Origin of the sequence: Pseudomonas sp. PNPG3 (assembly GCF_023093815.1) — a bacterium.
GTDB lineage: Bacteria > Pseudomonadota > Gammaproteobacteria > Pseudomonadales > Pseudomonadaceae > Aquipseudomonas > Aquipseudomonas asiatica.
In genome coordinates, this window is the sequence record NZ_JALLKV010000017.1 from 55442 (window position 1) to 74040 (window position 18599).

General features: G+C 64.1%; 16 protein-coding genes. 12 read left to right on the forward strand and 4 right to left on the reverse strand.

Going from position 1 to position 18599, the window contains the following annotated elements:
• The first annotated feature begins 21 nt into the window (after nt 1–21).
• Both MJ643_RS13640 and MJ643_RS13645 read left to right on the forward strand, forming a co-directional pair.
• The gene (locus tag MJ643_RS13640) at nt 22–1227 is read left to right on the forward strand and encodes a cysteine desulfurase (protein ID WP_013971244.1); all 1206 of its coding nucleotides are present in this window, start codon (nt 22–24) and stop codon (nt 1225–1227) included.
• Complete coding sequence (locus MJ643_RS13645; RefSeq protein ID WP_013971243.1) at nt 1224–1634, forward strand: SufE family protein; 411 nt, start codon at nt 1224–1226, stop codon at nt 1632–1634. The genes MJ643_RS13640 and MJ643_RS13645 overlap by 4 nt, the downstream gene beginning before the upstream one ends.
• Before the next feature lie 98 nt (nt 1635–1732).
• Here the strand turns inward: MJ643_RS13645 and tcdA are convergent, their stop codons facing one another.
• A complete protein-coding gene (tcdA, locus tag MJ643_RS13650) occupies nt 1733–2542 on the reverse strand; it encodes a tRNA cyclic N6-threonylcarbamoyladenosine(37) synthase TcdA (RefSeq protein WP_024086393.1) in 810 nt (269 codons plus the stop codon).
• Between the two features lie 119 nt (nt 2543–2661).
• On the opposite strand from tcdA, the gene MJ643_RS13655 reads away from it, so the two are divergent.
• The 4 genes from MJ643_RS13655 (at nt 2662) to MJ643_RS13670 (ending at nt 7807) form a co-directional block, all read left to right on the forward strand.
• Entirely contained in the window at nt 2662–5253 is a 2592-nt protein-coding gene (locus MJ643_RS13655) for a glycosyltransferase (RefSeq protein WP_013971241.1), read from the forward strand.
• Between the two features lie 198 nt (nt 5254–5451).
• Nucleotides 5452–6603 carry a succinyl-diaminopimelate desuccinylase gene (gene dapE / locus MJ643_RS13660; protein WP_013971240.1) on the forward strand — a complete coding sequence of 384 codons (1152 nt, stop codon included), beginning with the start codon at nt 5452–5454 and terminating at the stop codon, nt 6601–6603.
• Entirely contained in the window at nt 6603–7415 is an 813-nt protein-coding gene (locus tag MJ643_RS13665) for a putative RNA methyltransferase (protein WP_013971239.1), read from the forward strand. The genes dapE and MJ643_RS13665 overlap by 1 nt, the downstream gene beginning before the upstream one ends.
• 17 nt (nt 7416–7432) lie before the next feature.
• Nucleotides 7433–7807 (forward strand): hypothetical protein, encoded by a 375-nt coding sequence (locus tag MJ643_RS13670; protein WP_003257701.1) that lies wholly within the window; start codon nt 7433–7435, stop codon nt 7805–7807.
• 122 nt (nt 7808–7929) lie between these two features.
• Here the strand turns inward: MJ643_RS13670 and MJ643_RS13675 are convergent, their stop codons facing one another.
• On the reverse strand, nt 7930–8139 hold the full coding sequence (locus MJ643_RS13675; protein ID WP_003252255.1) for a cold-shock protein: 210 nt from the start codon (nt 8137–8139) through the stop codon (nt 7930–7932).
• A gap of 231 nt (nt 8140–8370) precedes the next feature.
• Here MJ643_RS13675 and plsB point away from each other — a divergent pair, with 231 nt between their 5' ends.
• The 5 genes from plsB (at nt 8371) to MJ643_RS13700 (ending at nt 13308) form a co-directional block, all read left to right on the forward strand.
• Nucleotides 8371–10857 (forward strand): glycerol-3-phosphate 1-O-acyltransferase PlsB, encoded by a 2487-nt coding sequence (gene plsB, locus MJ643_RS13680; RefSeq protein WP_013971238.1) that lies wholly within the window; start codon nt 8371–8373, stop codon nt 10855–10857.
• Nucleotides 10858–10937: 80 nt separating this feature from the next.
• The gene (locus MJ643_RS13685; protein WP_013971237.1) at nt 10938–11312 is read left to right on the forward strand and encodes a YbaY family lipoprotein; all 375 of its coding nucleotides are present in this window, start codon (nt 10938–10940) and stop codon (nt 11310–11312) included.
• 39 nt (nt 11313–11351) lie between these two features.
• Entirely contained in the window at nt 11352–12065 is a 714-nt protein-coding gene (locus MJ643_RS13690; RefSeq protein WP_024086392.1) for a hypothetical protein, read from the forward strand.
• A gap of 121 nt (nt 12066–12186) precedes the next feature.
• The gene (locus MJ643_RS13695; protein WP_015269180.1) at nt 12187–12585 is read left to right on the forward strand and encodes a YbaY family lipoprotein; all 399 of its coding nucleotides are present in this window, start codon (nt 12187–12189) and stop codon (nt 12583–12585) included.
• A 33-nt stretch (nt 12586–12618) separates the two neighbouring features.
• On the forward strand, nt 12619–13308 hold the full coding sequence (locus tag MJ643_RS13700) for a DUF4197 domain-containing protein (protein WP_013971235.1): 690 nt from the start codon (nt 12619–12621) through the stop codon (nt 13306–13308).
• 253 nt (nt 13309–13561) lie between these two features.
• On the opposite strand, the gene MJ643_RS13705 is transcribed toward MJ643_RS13700, so the two are convergent.
• The gene (locus MJ643_RS13705; protein ID WP_013971234.1) at nt 13562–16627 is read right to left on the reverse strand and encodes an efflux RND transporter permease subunit; all 3066 of its coding nucleotides are present in this window, start codon (nt 16625–16627) and stop codon (nt 13562–13564) included.
• Between the two features lie 6 nt (nt 16628–16633).
• Nucleotides 16634–17734, reverse strand: coding sequence for an efflux RND transporter periplasmic adaptor subunit (locus tag MJ643_RS13710; protein WP_013971233.1), 1101 nt, complete (start codon nt 17732–17734; stop codon nt 16634–16636).
• A gap of 193 nt (nt 17735–17927) precedes the next feature.
• Here MJ643_RS13710 and MJ643_RS13715 point away from each other — a divergent pair, with 193 nt between their 5' ends.
• A complete protein-coding gene (locus tag MJ643_RS13715; RefSeq protein WP_013971232.1) occupies nt 17928–18569 on the forward strand; it encodes a TetR/AcrR family transcriptional regulator in 642 nt (213 codons plus the stop codon).
• Nucleotides 18570–18599: the final 30 nt, after the last annotated feature.

Here is an 18599-nt window from a genome sequence, read left to right on the forward strand (position 1 = left end):
TTCATTCCAGGCCCCGCGACCATGTTTCAGCCCTCCCCCTGGCGTGCCGATTTTCCCGCCATCGCCGCCCTGCAACGGCAGCACCAGACCTACCTGGACAGCGCCGCCACCACCCAGAAGCCGCAAGCCCTGCTCGATGCCCTGAGCCATTACTACGGCCATGGCGCAGCCAACGTGCACCGTGCCCAGCACTTGCCCGGCGCACTGGCCACACAGGCCTTCGAAACCAGCCGCGACAAGGTTGCCGCCTGGCTCAATGCGCCAGACTCGCGGCAGATTATCTTCACCCACGGTGCCACTTCGGCACTGAACCTGCTGGCCTATGGCCTGGAACACCGCTTCGAGGCCGGTGACGAAATTGCCGTCAGTGCCCTGGAGCACCATGCCAACCTGCTGCCCTGGCAACAGCTGGCGCGCCGGCGCAACCTGCGTCTGGTGGTGCTGCCGCTGGATGCCCATGGCCGCATCGACCTGGACCAGGCGCTGCAACTGATCGGCCCGCGCACCCGGGTGCTGGCGGTGAGCCAGCTGTCCAACGTGCTGGGCACCTGGCAACCGTTACCGGCACTGCTGGCCCATGCCCGTGCGCAAGGCGCGCTGACAGTGGTCGACGGTGCCCAGGGCGTGGTGCATGGCCGCCATGATGTGCAGCAGCTTGGCTGCGACTTCTATGTGTTCTCCAGTCACAAGCTGTACGGCCCGGAAGGCGTGGGCGTGCTGTACGGCCGCAGCCAGGCGCTGGAGCTGCTGCACCATTGGCAGTTCGGCGGCGAGATGGTGCAACTGGCCGAGTACCACAGCGCCAGCTTCCGCCCGGCGCCGCTGGGGTTCGAGGCTGGCACGCCACCGATCGCCGGGGTGATCGGCCTGGGTGCGACCCTGGACTACCTGGCCAGCCTCGATGCCCAGGCACTCGTAGCCCATGAAACCAGCCTGCACCAGCACTTGCTGCGCGGCCTGGCAGACCGCGATGGCGTGCGCATCCTGGGGACGCCACAGGCGGCCCTTGCCAGTTTCGTCATTGAAGGCGTGCACAACGCCGACATCGCCCACCTGCTGACCGAGCAAGGCATTGCCGTGCGTGCCGGGCACCACTGTGCCATGCCGCTGCTGAAGGGCTTGGGCCTGGAGGGCGCGATCCGCGTGTCATTGGGGCTGTATAACGACAGCGATGACTTGCAGCGTTTCTTCGAGGCGTTGGATCAAGGCCTGGAGCTGTTGCGATGACCTTGCCCGATCAGGCGCGCCAGGCGCTGGAAGCTTTCGAGCAGGGCAAGGGTTGGGAACAGCGTGCGCGGCTGCTGATGCAGTGGGGCGATCGGCTGGAACCGCTGGCTGATACTGAAAAGACCGAGGCCAACCGGGTGCATGGTTGCGAAAGCCTGGTATGGCTGGTGGCCGAGCAGGCCGAGGGTTTGTGGCGGTTCAAGGCCAGCAGCGATGCACGCCTGTTGCGCGGGCTGCTGGCGTTGTTGCTGGTGCGGGTGCAGGGGTTGGCCAGTGAAGAACTTGCCGGGCTCGATCTGCGTGAGTGGTTCACTCAACTTGGCCTGGAGCGCCAGCTTTCGCCGTCGCGCAGCAACGGGCTGCATGCAGTGTTGCAGCGGATGGCGGAGCTGGCGTCCAATCGTTGAATCGGTGCTGGCTTCTTCGCGGGCTCGCCCGCTCCCACAGGTATCGTGTGACGTTTTGGCTGGCGCTGTACCTGTAGGAGCGAGTGGGCCAGAAGCAGTTATTCAGGCTTGACCCGCTCCGAAGGCCGCCGCGCCCCCGCTACCAGTTTTTCCACCGCCTTGCTCGCTGCCACCATGCCAAAGGTCGCGGTCACCATCATCACCGCGCCAAAGCCACCCGAGCAGTCCAGCCGCACGCCCTCGCCCACGAAGCTTTTCTGCAGGCAAACGCTGCCATCGCCCTTCGGGTAGCGCAGCTGTTCACTGGAGAACACGCATGGCACGCCATAGTTGCGGCTGACATTGCGCGAGAAGTTGTAGTCGCGGCGCAGGGTGGAACGCACCCGCGAGGCCAGCGGGTCGTTGAAGGTCTTGTTCAGGTCGGCGATCTGGATCTGTGTCGGGTCGATCTGCCCACCGGCGCCCCCCGTGGTGACGATGGCGATCTTGCGCCGCCGACACCAGGCTATCAGCGCCGCCTTGGCCATGACGCTGTCGATGCAGTCGATCACACAGTCGAGGTTCTCGGTGATGTACTCGACCATGGTGTCGCGGGTGACGAAGTCAGCGACAGCATGCACCGTACACCCCGGGTTGATCGCCCGCAGGCGCTCGGCCATGACCTCGACCTTGGGCCGCCCCACCTGCCCATCCAAGGCATGGGCCTGGCGGTTGGTGTTGCTGACGCACACATCGTCAAGGTCGAACAGGGTGATCTCGCCCACGCCACTGCGTGCCAGCGCTTCCGCCGCCCACGAGCCTACTCCGCCAATGCCGACCACGGCCACATGGGCCTGGCCCAGACGGTGCAACCCCTGGTCGCCATACAGCCGGGCAACGCCGGCGAAGCGTGGATCTTCTGTGCTCATGTTCATACCCCAAAAAACCGGCGCGCATTATATGCCAGCGGGCCCATGGCCTGCATCGTTAGGAAAGAGACTACCAACCCTGCTTTAATGTCCTATCACTTCGACACATATGGACGACAATGTCTTCACGTAAATTCGGCCTGAACCTGGTCGTGGTCCTGGCCATCGCCGCGTTGTTCACCGGGTTCTGGGCACTGATCAACCGCCCGGTCTCCGCCCCAGCCTGGCCAGAGCAGATCTCTGGCTTCTCGTATTCACCCTTCCGCCTGGGCGAAAGCCCGCAGAAGGGCCAGTACCCCAGTGACGACGAGATGCGCCAGGACCTGGAGCAGTTGAGCAAACTGACCGACAGCATCCGGATCTACACCGTGGAGGGCACCCAGGCGGATATCCCGCGCCTGGCCGAGGAATTCGGCCTGCGGGTGACGCTGGGCATCTGGATCAGCCCGGACCTGGAGCGCAACGAACGCGAAATCGCCACGGCCATCCAGCTGGCCAACACCTCGCGCAGCGTGGTGCGGGTGGTGGTCGGCAACGAGGCGCTGTTCCGCGAAGAAGTCACCCCGGAAAACCTGATCAAGTACCTGGACCGGGTACGCGCAGCGGTCAAGGTGCCGGTAACCACCAGTGAGCAATGGCACATCTGGAAGGAAAACCCGCAGCTGGCCAAGCACGTCGACCTGATTGCCGCGCACATCCTGCCGTACTGGGAGTTCGTACCTATGAAGGATTCGGTCGAGTTCGTGCTCGACCGTGCCCGCGAGCTGAAGCACCAGTTCCCGCGCAAACCCCTGCTGCTGTCGGAAGTCGGCTGGCCGAGCAACGGCCGCATGCGCGGCGGCGCCGATGCCACCCAGGCTGACCAGGCCATCTACCTGCGTACCCTGGTCAACACCCTCAACCGCCGTGGTTACAATTACTTCGTCATCGAAGCCTACGACCAGCCGTGGAAGGCCAGCGACGAAGGCTCGGTGGGCGCCTACTGGGGCGTGTACAACGCCGAACGCCAGCAAAAATTCAACTTTGACGGCCCGGTGGTGGCAATACCGCAATGGCGCGCCCTGGCGGTGGCCTCGGTAGTGCTGGCGATGATCGCCCTGATGGTACTGTTCATCGACGGTTCGGCCCTGCGCCAGCGCGGCCGCACCTTCCTGACCTTCATCACCTTCCTGTGCGGGTCGGTGCTGGTATGGATCGCCTACGACTACAGCCAGCAATACAGCACCTGGTTCAGCCTGACCGTAGGCGTGCTGCTTGCCCTCGGCGCGCTGGGCGTGTTCATCGTGCTGCTGACCGAGGCCCACGAACTGGCCGAGGCAGTATGGATACACAAGCGCCGGCGCGAATTCCTGCCGGTGCAGGCCGATAGCGCCTACCGGCCCAAGGTATCGGTGCATGTGCCGTGCTACAACGAGCCGCCGGAGATGGTCAAACAAACCCTCGATGCCCTGGCCGCGCTGGACTACCCCGACTACGAAGTGCTGGTGATCGACAACAACACCAAGGACCCGGCCGTGTGGGAGCCGCTCAAGGCCCATTGCGAGAAGCTCGGCGAGCGCTTCAGGTTCTTCCACGTCGCGCCCCTGGCCGGTTTCAAGGGCGGCGCATTGAACTACCTGATCCCGCATACCGCCAAGGACGCCGAAGTGATCGCGGTGATCGACTCGGACTACTGCGTCGACCGCAACTGGCTCAAGCACATGGTGCCGCACTTCGCCGACCCGAAGATTGCCGTGGTGCAGTCGCCGCAGGACTACCGCGACCAGCACGAAAGCGCCTTCAAGAAGCTGTGCTACAGCGAGTACAAGGGCTTCTTCCACATCGGTATGGTCACCCGCAACGACCGGGACGCGATCATCCAGCACGGTACCATGACCATGACCCGCCGCAGCGTGCTGGAAGAGCTAGGCTGGGCCGAGTGGTGCATCTGCGAGGACGCCGAACTGGGCTTGCGGGTATTCGAAAAGGGCCTATCGGCCGCCTATGCCCACAACAGCTACGGCAAAGGCCTGATGCCCGACACCTTCATCGACTTCAAGAAGCAACGCTTCCGCTGGGCCTACGGCGCCATCCAGATCATCAAGCACCACGCCAGCGCCCTGCTGCGCGGCAAGGGCAGCGAGCTGACCCGCGGCCAGCGCTACCACTTCCTGGCCGGCTGGCTGCCGTGGATCGCCGATGGCATGAACATCTTCTTCACCATCGGCGCGCTGCTGTGGTCGGCGGCGATGATCATCGTGCCGCACCGGGTCGACCCGCCGCTGATGATCTTTGCCATTCCGCCGCTGGCACTGTTCTTCTTCAAGGTCGGCAAGATCATCTTCCTCTACCGCCGCGCGGTAGGGGTGAACCTGAAAGATGCCTTTGCTGCGGCGCTGGCCGGGCTGGCACTGTCGCATACCATCGCCAAGGCGGTGCTGTACGGGTTCTTCACCAGCAGCATGCCGTTCTTCCGCACACCGAAGAACGCCGACAGCCACGGGCTGCTGGTGGCGATTTCCGAGGCGCGGGAAGAGCTGTTCATCATGTTGCTGCTGTGGGGCGCAGCGCTGGGCATCTACCTGGTACAGGGGCTGCCGAGCTCGGACATGCGCTTCTGGGTGGCGATGTTGCTGGTGCAATCGTTGCCTTATGTGGCGGCGCTGGTGATGGCGTTCCTATCTTCGCTGCCCAAGCCTGGGGAAAAGGCCGCCGAGGCGCAGCAGGCCTGAGATCCTGGGGCCGCTTTGCGCCCCTTTCGCGACACAAGGCCGTTCCCACAGGTATTGCACACGCCTGATGGGCTGTGGTGATCCTGTGGGAGCGGCCTTGTGTCGCGATAGGGCCGCAAAGCGGCCCCAATGGCCCATCGGTTTGATATAAGATAACGCCCTCAGATTTCCCCGCCTTGCCTTGCCCCGGAGTTCCCCATGACGGCCCCTGCCGAGCTCTCGCCTACCCTTCAACTGGCCTGCGACCTGATCCGCCGCCCCTCGGTCACCCCCGTCGACGCCGACTGCCAGGCGCAGATGATGAACCGCTTGGGCGCCGTAGGCTTCCAGCTCGAGCCGATGCGCATCGAGGACGTCGACAATTTCTGGGCCACCCACGGCAGCCAGGATGGCCCGGTGCTGTGCTTCGCCGGCCACACCGACGTGGTACCCACCGGCCCGGTGCAGCAATGGCAGCATGAGCCGTTCGAAGCGCTGATCGACGCCGACGGCATGCTCTGCGGTCGTGGCGCCGCCGACATGAAAGGCAGCCTGGCGTCCATGGTAATTGCCAGCGAGCGCTTCGTGCAGGACTACCCGGACCACCGCGGCAAGGTCGCGTTCCTGATTACCAGCGACGAGGAAGGCCCGGCCCACCATGGCACCAAGGCCGTGGTCGAGCGCCTGAAAGCACGCAACGAGCGCCTGGACTGGTGCATCGTCGGTGAACCCTCCAGCACCACCCTGCTGGGTGACGTGGTCAAGAATGGCCGCCGTGGCTCGCTGGGCGCCAAGCTGACCGTGCGCGGCAAGCAGGGCCATGTGGCCTACCCGCACCTGGCGCGCAACCCGATCCACCTGGCCGCTCCGGCCCTGGCGGAACTGGCGGCCGAGCACTGGGACGAAGGCAACGCGTTCTTCCCGCCGACCAGTTTCCAGATCTCCAACCTCAATTCCGGCACCGGCGCCACCAACGTGGTCCCCGGCGAGCTGACCGCCCTGTTCAACTTCCGTTTCTCTACCGAGTCCACCGTCGAAGGCCTGCAGGCGCGGGTGTCGGCGATCCTCGACAAGCATGAGCTGGACTGGTCGATCGACTGGGCGTTGTCGGGCCTGCCGTTCCTTACCGAACCGGGCGAATTGCTGGACGCCGTCTCGGCCAGCATCAAGGGCGTCACCGGCCGCGACACCCAGCCGTCGACCAGCGGCGGTACCTCCGATGGGCGCTTCATCGCCACCATGGGCACCCAGGTGGTCGAGCTCGGCCCGGTCAACGCCACCATCCACCAGGTGGATGAGCGGATCCTGGCCAGCGATCTCGACCTGCTGACCGAAATCTATTACCAGACTCTGGTCCGGTTGCTCGCCTGATGCTCGCCTGCCCTCTTTGCCAGGCGCCACTGAGCCGGCTCGACAACGGTGTGGTGTGCCCGGCCGGCCACCGCTTCGACCGGGCCCGCCAGGGTTACCTGAACCTGCTGCCGGTGCAGCACAAGAACAGCCGCGACCCGGGTGACAACCAGGCCATGGTCGAAGCCCGCCGCGATTTCCTCGACGCCGGCCACTACGCGCCGGTGGCGCGCCGCCTGGCCGAGCTGGCCGCCGAGCGCCAGCCCGGGGCCTGGCTGGACATCGGCTGTGGCGAGGGTTACTACACCGCGCAGATCGCCCAGGCCCTGCCGGCCGCCGACGGCTACGCCCTGGACATCTCCCGTGAGGCGGTCAAGCGTGCTTGCCGCCGAGCGCCCGAGGTTACCTGGATGGTCGCCAGCATGGCCCGCGTGCCGCTGGCCGACGCCAGCTGCCAGTTCATCGCCAGCGTATTCAGCCCGCTGGACTGGGCCGAGGCCAAGCGCCTGCTCAGTCCCGGCGGCGGCCTGATGCGGGTCGGCCCCACCAGCGGCCACCTGATGGAGCTGCGCGAAGTGCTCTACGATGAAGTACGCCCTTACGCCGACGACAAACACCTGGCCCTGGTCCCCGAAGGCATGGTCCACGCCCACAGCGAAACCCTGGAGTTCCGCCTGAGCCTGGCCGCGCCCAAGGCCCGCGCCGACCTGCTGGCCATGACCCCGCACGGCTGGCGCGCCAGTGCCGAAAAGCGTGCCCGGGTGATTGACCAGCCCGAGCCGTTCGAAGTCACGGTTTCAATGCGTTATGACTATTTCGTGCGCCAAGACTGAGCACACCCGGAGCCCTTATGCGCCAACCTGATATCGAGATCTACCTGAAGGACGCCGACGTCGACCACAAGCAGATTGCCGAGTGGCTCGCCCAGGCAATCGGCCCATGCAGCGAATGGAAGCAGAAAGGCCATACCTTCAAATGCCAGGCCGGTAACATTCCGGTCACCTGGTTACCCAAGGCTGTAGGGAAATGGAACAGCCTGTACCTGGAAAGCGACCAGACGCCGTGGGCCGATGACGTTGCCTGCGCCCGCGCCGCATTTGCCGCACTGGGCGTGGAAGTGCGCTGCGCGCCAGGTGGCTGGGTGGAGGAAGATGGGGAAGAAGATGCCGACCGCTGGGTCCGCATCAGCGCCGACGGTGAAGAGGAAATCACCTGGCGCACCTGAATGCACTGCATTCTTTGTGGGAGCCCGGCTTGCCGGCGATGCAGGCAACACGGTGCCTGGCACCGGCTTCGCCGGTGATCGCCGGCAAGCCAGCTCCCACAACAAGCCTTACCGCATGAGGCTCAGAGGCCTACCACGTCCTCGGCTTGCAGGCCTTTCTGGCCCTGCACGCAGGCGTATTCCACCCGCTGACCTTCGACCAGGGTACGATGCCCCTCACCGCGGATCGCCCGATAGTGGACGAATACATCCGCACCACCTTCGCGCTGAATGAAGCCATAACCCTTGGCATCGTTGAACCACTTTACATTCCCAGTCTCACGAGACGACATCTGAACTACTCCGGATTTTTATTGTGAAGATCGCCTTGCAGACACAGAGTCCCTCCCTGTGTCGACGCCGCTTGCGCAAATATCTTGCAAGTGGCAGGCCGAGTATATGACACAGAACAAAAAAATTTGATGACCGTCGCGCCGTTCGGCGATTTTTGCTGAACTTGCGCGGATACGGCAGACTAATTGGCTGGATACCCACCTGAAAACCACCCCCAGGGCACACACCCCATGACCCGTTCCCCCCTGCGCCGCCTGATCTTCGGCGCCCTGCGTCGCCTGTTGTACCTGTGGGTGCGCTCCGAGACCATCAACCAGTCTTCCCTCACCCTCAAGCTCGACCGCAGCCGGCCGGTATTCTATGCCTTGCCCTCGCCCGCGCTCACCGACCTGGTCGTGCTCGACCATGAATGCACCAAGGCGGGCCTGCCGCGCCCGGTGCTGCCGGTGGCGGTTGGCCCGCTGCAGGAACCTGCGGCATTCTTCTACCTCACCCCGGACCCGGACTGGCTCGGCCGCCATGACAAGCGCGGTGCCCCACCCACCCTGGAGCGCCTGGTCGCCGCCATCAGCCAGCATGCCGAAGAGGATGCGCAGATCATTCCGGTCAGTGTGTTCTGGGGGCAGACCCCGGCAAGTGAATCCAGCCCGTGGAAGTTGCTGTTCGCCGACAGCTGGGCGGTTACCGGGCGCCTGCGCCGGCTGCTGACCGTACTGATCCTCGGGCGCAAGACCCGGGTGCAGTTCTCCGCGCCCATTCACCTGCGCGAACTGGTACAGCACAACAAGGGCCACGAACGCACCGTACGCATGGCCCAGCGCGTGATGCGCGTGCACTTTCGCAACCTGAAGACCGCAGTCATCGGCCCGGACATCTCGCACCGGCGCAACCTGGTCAAAGGCCTGATCCACGCGCCCCAGGTGCGCCAGGCCATCGTCGATGAGGCGCAGCGGGAAAACCTGCCGCTGGCCAAGGCCGAAGCCCAGGCCCTGCGCTATGGCAACGAGATTGCCTCGGACTACACCTACACCGCGATCCGCTTCCTCGAAGTGGTGCTGAGCTGGTTCTGGAACAAGATCTACGACGGCATCAAGGTCAACCACATCGAGCAGGTGCAAGGCATCGCACCCGGCCACGAAGTGATCTATGTGCCGTGCCACCGCAGCCACATCGACTACCTGCTGCTGTCGTACCTGCTGTTTCGCAACGGCCTGACGCCGCCGCACGTGGCCGCGGGCATCAACCTCAACATGCCGCTGGTGGGTAACCTGCTACGCCGTGGCGGCGCCTTCTTCATGCGCCGCACGTTCAAGGGCAACCCGCTGTACACCGCGGTGTTCAACGAGTACCTGCACACCCTGTACACCAAGGGCTTTCCGGTCGAGTACTTCGTCGAAGGCGGGCGCTCGCGCACCGGGCGCATGCTGCAGCCGCGCACCGGGATGCTGGCCATTACCCTGCGCAGCTTCCTGCGTTCATCGCGTACGCCAATCGTTTTCGTGCCGGTTTACATCGGCTACGAGCGCGTGCTCGAAGGCCGCACCTACCTGGGCGAGCTGCGCGGTGCCAGCAAGAAGAAAGAGTCGATCTTCGATATCTTCAAGGTGTTCGGCGCGCTCAGGCAGCGATTTGGCCAGGTGTACGTGAACTTTGGCGAGCCGATCCGCCTGGCCGGTTTCCTCGACCAGCAACAACCCGGCTGGCGTGAACAGGACCACGGCCCGCAGTACCGCCCGGCCTGGCTCAACGCCACCACCACCCGCCTGGGCGAAACCGTTGCCCGCCACCTCAACGAGGCGGCCGCTATCAACCCGGTCAACCTGGTGGCGCTGGCGCTGCTGTCCACCAGCCGCCTGGCCCTGGACGAGCGCGCCCTGACCCGCGTGCTCGACCTGTACCTGACCTTGCTGCGCCAGGTACCCTACTCGCCGCACACCACCCTGCCCGACGGCGACGGCCAGGCGCTGATCGAGCATGTGCGCGGGATGAACCTGGTGGCCGAGCAGAAGGACGCCCTGGGCCGCATCCTGTACCTGGATGAAGGCAACGCGGTACTGATGACCTATTACCGCAACAACGTGCTGCACATCTTCGCCCTGCCGGCGCTGCTGGCCAGCTTCTTCCTCAGCAGCTCGCGCATGAGCCGCGAACTGCTGGGCCAGTATGTACACGCGCTGTATCCCTACCTGCAGGCCGAACTGTTCCTGCGCTGGACGCCGGAACAACTGGATGCGGTGATCGACCAGTGGCTGGCCGCACTGGTTGAGCAAGGGCTGCTGCGCCAGGACAACGCCATCTACATTCGCCCGGCGCCCAGCTCGCGGCAGTTCGTGTTGCTGACCCTGCTCGCCCGCACTATCACCCAGACCCTGCAGCGTTTCTACATGGCCACCTCGCTGTTGCTCAACAGCGGGCAGAACAGCCTCAGCGCCGAAGAGCTGGAAGACCTGTGCGTGATGATGGCCCAGCGCCTGTCGATCCTGCACGGCCTGAACGCCCCGGAATTCTTCGACAAGACCCTGTTCCGCCACTTCATCCAGACCTTGGTCGAGCAAGGCGTGCTGCATGCTGACGCCCAAGGCAAGCTCGGTTATCGCAACAAGCTCGGCGAGCTGGCCGAAGGCGTGGCCAAGCGCGTGCTGTCCGCGGAGCTGCGCCTGTCGATCCGCCAGGTGGCATTGCACCGCGATGAGCCTGCGGAGGTTATACAGCGGTAGCTTTTCAGGCTGCTCTCAGCCCTTGGGAGGGATCAGGATCACGGTGCTACTTCAGCACATCCCTCTCAAGGAGCACCAACATGACTCAAATGAAGACGCTGGACGTTGAAATCGTTTCCTCTGGCGATAACACGCTCGCACCGTCCGGCCTGGTTGAATTGAAGCTGATCGATATTTCGAAGGCAGATGCGCGCTCCATCAGCCTTGCCGAGTTGCGTCTGCGCTGTGGCGGCCTGATGCCGATCAAACTGCCGCTGACGTTTGATACCAGCCTCATCGACCCACGCCGCAGCTATGCCCTCGCCGCGCGCATCGAGATAGACGGCCAACTGCGCTACATCACCACCAGCCGTCACTCGATAGAACCAGCCACGGTATCGGGTACACAACGGGTGACTGTCGACCAGATTGCCACCGAAAACGGTCGCCAGTTCAGCGACAACCTCGCTGAGTGACTGGCGCCTGTCCCCATGACCGAACCGAGGAAAACCAACATGCTACCCGCCAACTTCATCGAGATCCGCGGGACCGTGCTTGTCCCGTCGTGCATCCATACAGCTGAAGGCGCACCGCACCTTGGCGTACGCGTACAGTTGGGCACGGATGAGAACAAGATCATCCTGGCCGCCTGGGGGTGCCAGACGCTTGGCGTCGCAATGCCTTTCAACTTGCTGCTGGACCGCAATAGCCTGCCGGAAGGTGCCGAACCAACGCTAGTGGCCAGTTATGGTGTTGGCGTCAATGAAGAGCCAAACGGCTTGAGCCTGTCGATGCCACTTGCAATCGACCAGCCTGAGCCAAACCCTCCCATGGTCCTGAGGATACCCGCCCAGCCTGGCGAGCAAAGTCAGCAGCCCCTGTCGCCCGCGATCATCGAGATGAAGAACATCATCGAGATTCCCGAAGAGTTGCTGAGGCCACAGGCGCTGATGACGTTCGGCCTGTATCGGACCCAGGAAGACGGTTACAGCAACAGAAGCTCCAGCTACATTGCCGGTGCCGCCCTGTGGCCGACACAGGGACCAGTGACGCTTACCACGTACCTGGATGGCAACACAGTCAATGACGACGAACCCTTGCATCTGCGCGTGGCCTACTACGACCCACATACCATGACCCCGTACGCCGGGAGAACGCTGCGCGGCCTGACCCTTCAAAGCGTTACCGAACTCGAGGCAATCAGCCTGCGACCACCGCGCCGTAGCTGAATATTGCGCTTCGCCTTGCTCTCCCCCTCTTTGTCGCATCTTCATCAAGGACCCACCAGAAGAAATCCGCTAAAGTCCCTGGGGTTGGCCACAAGCCAACGCCAAGGACTTCGGAGATACCATGAAAAAGCTCTTTATGCTGTGTTGCGCATCCTTGCTAGCAGCCTGTTCCAGCCATACCCCGTCCAACCAGGCCAGCCTGGATGGCGAAGTCTTCTACCTGCAACGCAGTGCCCTGCCACCGGCCGCCACCCTCAGCGTGGAGCTGCAGGACGTCTCGCTGATGGACGCCCCGGCGGTTACCCTGGCCCGCCAGGCTGGCCCGGTCAAAGGCAACGTACCGCTGCCATTCCACCTCATCTACGACCCGGCCCAGGTCAAGCCAGGCCACCGCTATGCGGTAAGCGCGCGCATCGAGCTGGACGGCAAGCTGCTGTTCATAAACACCGAGCACCACGGTGTCATGCTCGACGGCAGTGACCCTCAGCCCGTGCGGATCAAGGTCGATCCGGTCCGCTGACACCCGTATTCATCTGTTTACAAGGAAAGCTTCATGATCCGCACTTCCCTGCGCTTCACCACCCTGTGTGCCGGCCTGCTGCTGTCGGCCAGTGCCCTGGCCCTGTCGCTGGGCGATCTGACCCAGAAAGACGCCACTGGCGGCCTGAAGGATGCCTTGACCCAAGGCGCACAATTGGCCGTCAAGCAGCTGAGCACCCCCGGCGGCTTCAGCGACAACCCCGACGTGCGCATCGAACTGCCTGGCAACCTGGGCAAGGCCGCCAAGGCGATGAAGATGTTCGGCAAGGGTGAACAGGTCGAGGCCTTGGAAGCCAGCATGAACAAGGCCGCCGAGGCTGCTGTGCCGCAGGCCCAGGCGATTCTGGTAGATGCCGTGAAGAACATGAGCGTGACCGATGCCAAGGGCATCCTCGCCGGCGGTGACGATTCGGCCACCCAGTACCTGAACAAGAGCAGCCGCGAGCAGATCCGCGCCAAGTTCCTGCCGATCGTCAAGCAGGCTACCGACAAGGTTGGCCTGGCTCAGCAGTACAACAACTTTGCCGGGCAGGCAGTGGCGTTGGGTGTGGTCGATGCCAAGAGCGCCAGCATCGAGAACTACGTGACTGAAAAGGCACTGGATGGCCTGTTTGAAATGATTGCCAAGCAGGAGCAGAGCATTCGTCAGAACCCGGCCGAAGCGGCTACAAGCCTGGCCAAGAAGGTCTTCGGCGCCCTCTGAGGGCCCCCTGGGGGCTGCTTTGCAGCCCATCGCCGGCAAGCCAGCTCCCACAGAGATAGCGCATGGCTTGAGGACAATGCGGTCGAGGTGGGAGCGGCTTTAGCCGCGAAGAATCCAACGCGGTGTATGGCACCGGCTGCGCCGGTGTTCGCGGCTAAAGCCGCTCCCACAGTGTCCCTGCTAACGAGTTATGTGCAGTTCTGTGGGAACTGGCTTGCCGGCGATTCGAGGGCAAAGCCCTCCCCTGCGGCCTTCAGCCCTTCTTCACCCTGAACCAAGCCGCATACAACGCCGGCAAGAACAGCAGGGTAAGCACGGTGGCCACGATCAACCCGCCCATGATCGCCACCGCCATCGGCCCGTAGAACACACTGCGCGACAACGGGATCATCGCCAGCACCGCCGCCAGAGCAGTCAGCACGATCGGGCGGAAGCGCCTCACCGTGGCTTCGATGATCGCTTGCCAGCGATCCAGCCCCGCCGCGATGTCCTGCTCGATCTGGTCCACCAGGATCACCGAGTTGCGCATGATCATCCCCGCCAGGGCAATGGTGCCAAGCATGGCGACAAAGCCGAACGGCTGGCGGAATACCAGCAAGAACAAGGTCACGCCAATCAGCCCCAGCGGCGCAGTGAGGAACACCATCACCGTGCGCGAGAAGCTGCGCAGCTGGATCATCAGCAAGCTCAGCACCACCACCACGAACAGCGGCATGCCGGCATTCACCGACTTCTGCCCGCGCTCGGAGTCCTCGACCGTGCCGCCCACTTCCAGCAAATAGCCGTCCGGCAGCTTGGCGCGGATGTCATGCAGGGTCGGCTCGATCTGCTTCACCAGCGTCGCCGGCTGCTCCTTGTCGTAGATATCGGCGCGCACGGTCACCGTCGGCAAGCGGTTACGGTGCCAGATGATGCCCTCCTCGAAGCCGTACTCCAGAGTCGCGACCTGCGACAACGCCACGCTCTGGCCATTGTCGGTCGGCAGTGCCAGGCTGCCGAGGTTGCCCAGCTCGCTGCGTTCCTGCCGAGTGCCGCGCAGCAGGATCTCGATCAACTCGTTGTCCTCGCGATACTGGCTGACCGTGGTGCCGGTCAGCGAGCTTTGCAGGAAGCTCGACAGGTGAGCGGTGCTCACGCCCAAGGCGCGGGCGCGGTCCTGGTCGATTTCGAGGAACACCGCCTTGCTCGGCTCTTCCCAGTCCAGGTGCACATTCACCACATGCGGGTTCTGGCGCACCTTGTCGGCCACTTCACGGGCCAGCGCACGGGCCTTCTCGATGTGCTCGCCAGTCACCCGGAACTGCACTGGGTACCCCACGGGCGGGCCATTTTCCAGGCGGGTGACCCGGGCACGCAGGTCGGGGAACTGCTGGTCCATGGTGCTGATCAGCCAGCTGCGCAGGCGCTCGCGGTCCTCCATCGACTTAGCCAGTACCACGAACTGGGCGAAGCTGGCCGCCGGCAGCTGCTGGTCCAGTGGCAGGTAGAAACGCGGCGAACCGGTGCCCACGTAGGCCACATAATTGTCGATACCTTCCTGCTGCTTGAGCAACGCCTCCAGTTGCTTGACCCGCTCGGCGGTGTTGGCCAGCGAGGCACCCTCGGCCAGTTTCAGGTCGACCATCAACTCCGGGCGCCCTGAGGCCGGGAAGAACTGCTGGGGCACGAAACGGAACAGCAGGATACTTCCTACAAAGGCGGCAATGGTCAGCAGGATCACCGTCTTGCGCCGCCGCACGCACCACTCCACCACACGCCGTACACGCTGGTAGAACGGTGTGGCGTAAGGGTCTGGCGCGTGGCCGTCCTTGCCATGACGGGAGGCATGCAGCTTGGCCAGGTCCGGCAGCAGGCGCTCGCCCAGGTAAGGCACGAATACCACGGCGGCGACCCAGGAGGTCAGCAAGGCGATGGTCACCACCTGGAAAATCGAACGGGTGTATTCGCCCGTACTGGAGGCCGCCGTGGCAATGGGCAGGAAACCCGCCGCCGTGATCAGGGTGCCGGTGAGCATCGGGAACGCGGTGCTGCTCCAGGCGTAGCTGGCCGCCTTGAGGCGGTCGTAGCCCTGCTCCATCTTGATCGCCATCATCTCCACGGCAATGATCGCATCATCGACCAACAAGCCCAAGGCCAGCACCAGCGCGCCGAGGGAGATCTTGTGCAGGCCGATACCGAAGTAGTGCATGGCGGCGAAGGTCATGGCCAGCACCAACGGGATGGCCAGCGCCACCACCAGCCCCGTGCGCAAGCCCAACGAGAAGAAACTTACCAACAGCACGATGACCAGCGCCTCGACCAGCACCTGGACAAACTCGCCCACGCCGGCCTTGACCGCCGCCGGCTGGTCCGAGACCTTGCGCAGTTCCATGCCGGCCGGCAGGCTGCGTGCCAGGCGCTCGAACTCGCTTTCCAATGCCTTGCCCAGCACCAGGATGTCGCCGCCGTCCTTCATCGAAACCGCCAGGCCAATGGCATCCTCGCCCATGAAACGCATGCGCGGTGCGGGCGGGTCGTTGAAGCCGCGGTGCACCTCGGCCACATCGCCGATACGGAAGGTGCGTTCAGCTATGCGGATGGGGAACTGGCGGATCTGCTCGACGCTGTCGAAGCGCCCGCTCACCCGCAGTTGCAGGCGCTCGCTGGGCGTTTCGAAGAAACCGGCGGTGCTGACCGCATTCTGCTCCTGCAGGGCCTGCTGCACGGCCTCCAGCGGCACGCCGAGGGTGGCCAGCTTGACGTTGGATAGCTCGATCCAGATTTTCTCGTCCTGCAGCCCGATCAGCTCGACCTTGCCCACGTCCTTGACCCGCTGCAACTGGATCTGGATACGGTCGGCATAGTCCTTGAGCACCGCGTAGTCGAAGCCCTCACCGGTCAGTGCATAGATATTGCCGAAGGTGGTGCCGAACTCGTCATTGAAGAACGGGCCCTGGATCTCCGGCGGCAAGGTGTGGCGGATGTCCGCGACCTTCTTGCGGATCTGGTACCACAGCTCGGGGATGTCCCTGGAATGCAGCGAGTCGCGGGCCATGAAGGTGACCTGCGATTCGCCCGGGCGGGAGAACGAGACGATCCGCTCGTACTCGCCGGTTTCCATCAGCTTTTTTTCGATGCGCTCGGTGACCTGACGCGACACTTCCTCAGCGGTGGCACCGGGCCACAGGGTACGAATGACCATGGCCTTGAAGGTGAACGGCGGGTCCTCACTCTGGCCGAGCTTGGTGTAGGACATGGCGCCAATGGCCGCCAGCAGGATCATCAGGAACAGGACGATCTGGCGGTTGCGCAGCGCCCAGGCAGAAAGGTTGAAACCCATCGGGACTTACTCCTTGGCCGTCAGGTTCACTACGCGGTTGGTACGGTCCACGGGGCGTATCTCCTGGCCCTCGCGCAATACATGGCCACCCGCGGCGACAACCCAGTCGCCGGGGGCGAGGCCTTCGAGCACGGGTACGCTGTCGGCGCCGTAGGGCCCCAGGCGCACCACTGCCCGCTCCAGGCGGCTGTCCTTGTTGACCCGCCAGACGTAGGCCTGGCCGTTTTCCGCTGTGACTGCCGACAGGGGCACCGCCAACGGGATCAGCCCTTCGTGGGCGATGAACACCCGGGCGCTCTGGCCCAGCTCCGCCGGGGTGTCGGCCGAGGTAAAGGCGATGCGGGCAGCGAAAGTGCGCGAACGTGGGTCGGCAGCCGGTGACAGCTCGCGGATACGCCCCTGGAAGCGCTCCTGCGGGTGCGACCATAGCTCCACGCTCACCGGCTGGCCCACGGCAAAGCGGGCGAACTGCTGCTCCGGCAGGCCGATGGCGACTTCCCGCTCGCCATCTGCGGCCAGGGTGAACACGGTCTGCCCTGCGCCGACCACCTGGCCCACTTCCACCTGGCGCTTGGCGATCACCCCGGCCTGCGGGGCGCGCAGCACAGCATATTCAGCCTGGTTACCAGCCACGTCGAACTCGGCCTTGGCCTGTTTCAGCCGGGCCAGGCCGGCACGGTAGAGATTTTCGGCGTTATCGAACTGGGAATGGCTGACCATTTGCCGGTCCAGCAGCTTCTGGTAGCGATCGCGCTCGGCGCGCACCAGCGACAGGTTGGCCTCGGCGGCTGCCAGCTGGGCACGGTTGGCCTCCAGTTGCAGGCGCACATCCTGCGGGTCCAGTTCGGCCAGCGGCTGGTCGGCCTTTACCCGCTGCCCCTCCTCGACCAGGCGCTTGCTGACCTTGCCGCCTATGCGGAAAGCCAGTTCCGGCTCGAAGCGTGCACGCACTTCGCCGGGGTAACTGTCGGCAGCGGCTTCGGCCGGCTGCGGCTGCACCACCAGCGCCGGGCGCGGCGCAGCCGGTGGGGCGGCTTCCTGGCCGCACGCCGCCAGCAACATCGCGGCAGCGGCAGACAGAGCAATGAACAAGGCAGGGCGCAACATGATGAATCCTTTCGCGATGGGTACATTCAATATTTGTACTGGGGAGTATATTAAGTCAGGCAACCGGCGCCGGGAAGGTAGGATGCATTGGTTTTTGCAGGATATGGCCGAAGCCCTGTTCGCCTGACACGCCAGAACGGTTCAACTCGAAGGCTGGCGCCTGACCCGTTAAGATGAGCGATTCTTCAACCAGATGCAGACCACAATGTCCAACGACGCACCCATCGGCCCGGGCCGGCCCAAGGACCTGGCCAAACGCGAGGCAATTCTCGAAGCAGCCAAAGCCCTTTTCCTCAGCCTCGGCTACGCCAACACCAGCATGGATGCGGTCGCTGCGGCGGCAGGTGTTTCAAAGCTCACCGTATACAGCCACTTCACCGACAAGCAGACGCTTTTCGGCTCGGCGGTAATGGCAACCTGCCAGATCCAGTTGCCCGACATGCTGTTCGAGTACCCCGAGGGGGTGCCGGTGGAAGAGGTGCTGCTGACTATTGCCCGTGGTTTCCAGGCGCTGATCAGCAGCGATGAGGCAGTCAAGCTCAGCCGCTTGATCATGGCCCAGGGCAGCCTGGACCCGAGCTTTGGCGAGTACTTCTACGAAGCCGGGCCCAAGCGCGTGCTGGCGGGGATGGAGGCACTGTTGCGAGGGGCGCATGAGCGCGGCCTGTTGCGTATCGACAACCCCCTGCGTGCGGCGGAGCACTTCTTCTGCCTGGTCAAGGGCGCACCGGATTACCGGTTGCTGCTGGGGTGCGCGGGGCCGCTGGAGGGGGATGAGGCCGAGGCGCATGTGCGCGAGGTGGTTGGGGTGTTCTTGCGGGCATTCCAGCCCTGATATCAGGCTGCCTGTGCGGGCCTCTTCGCG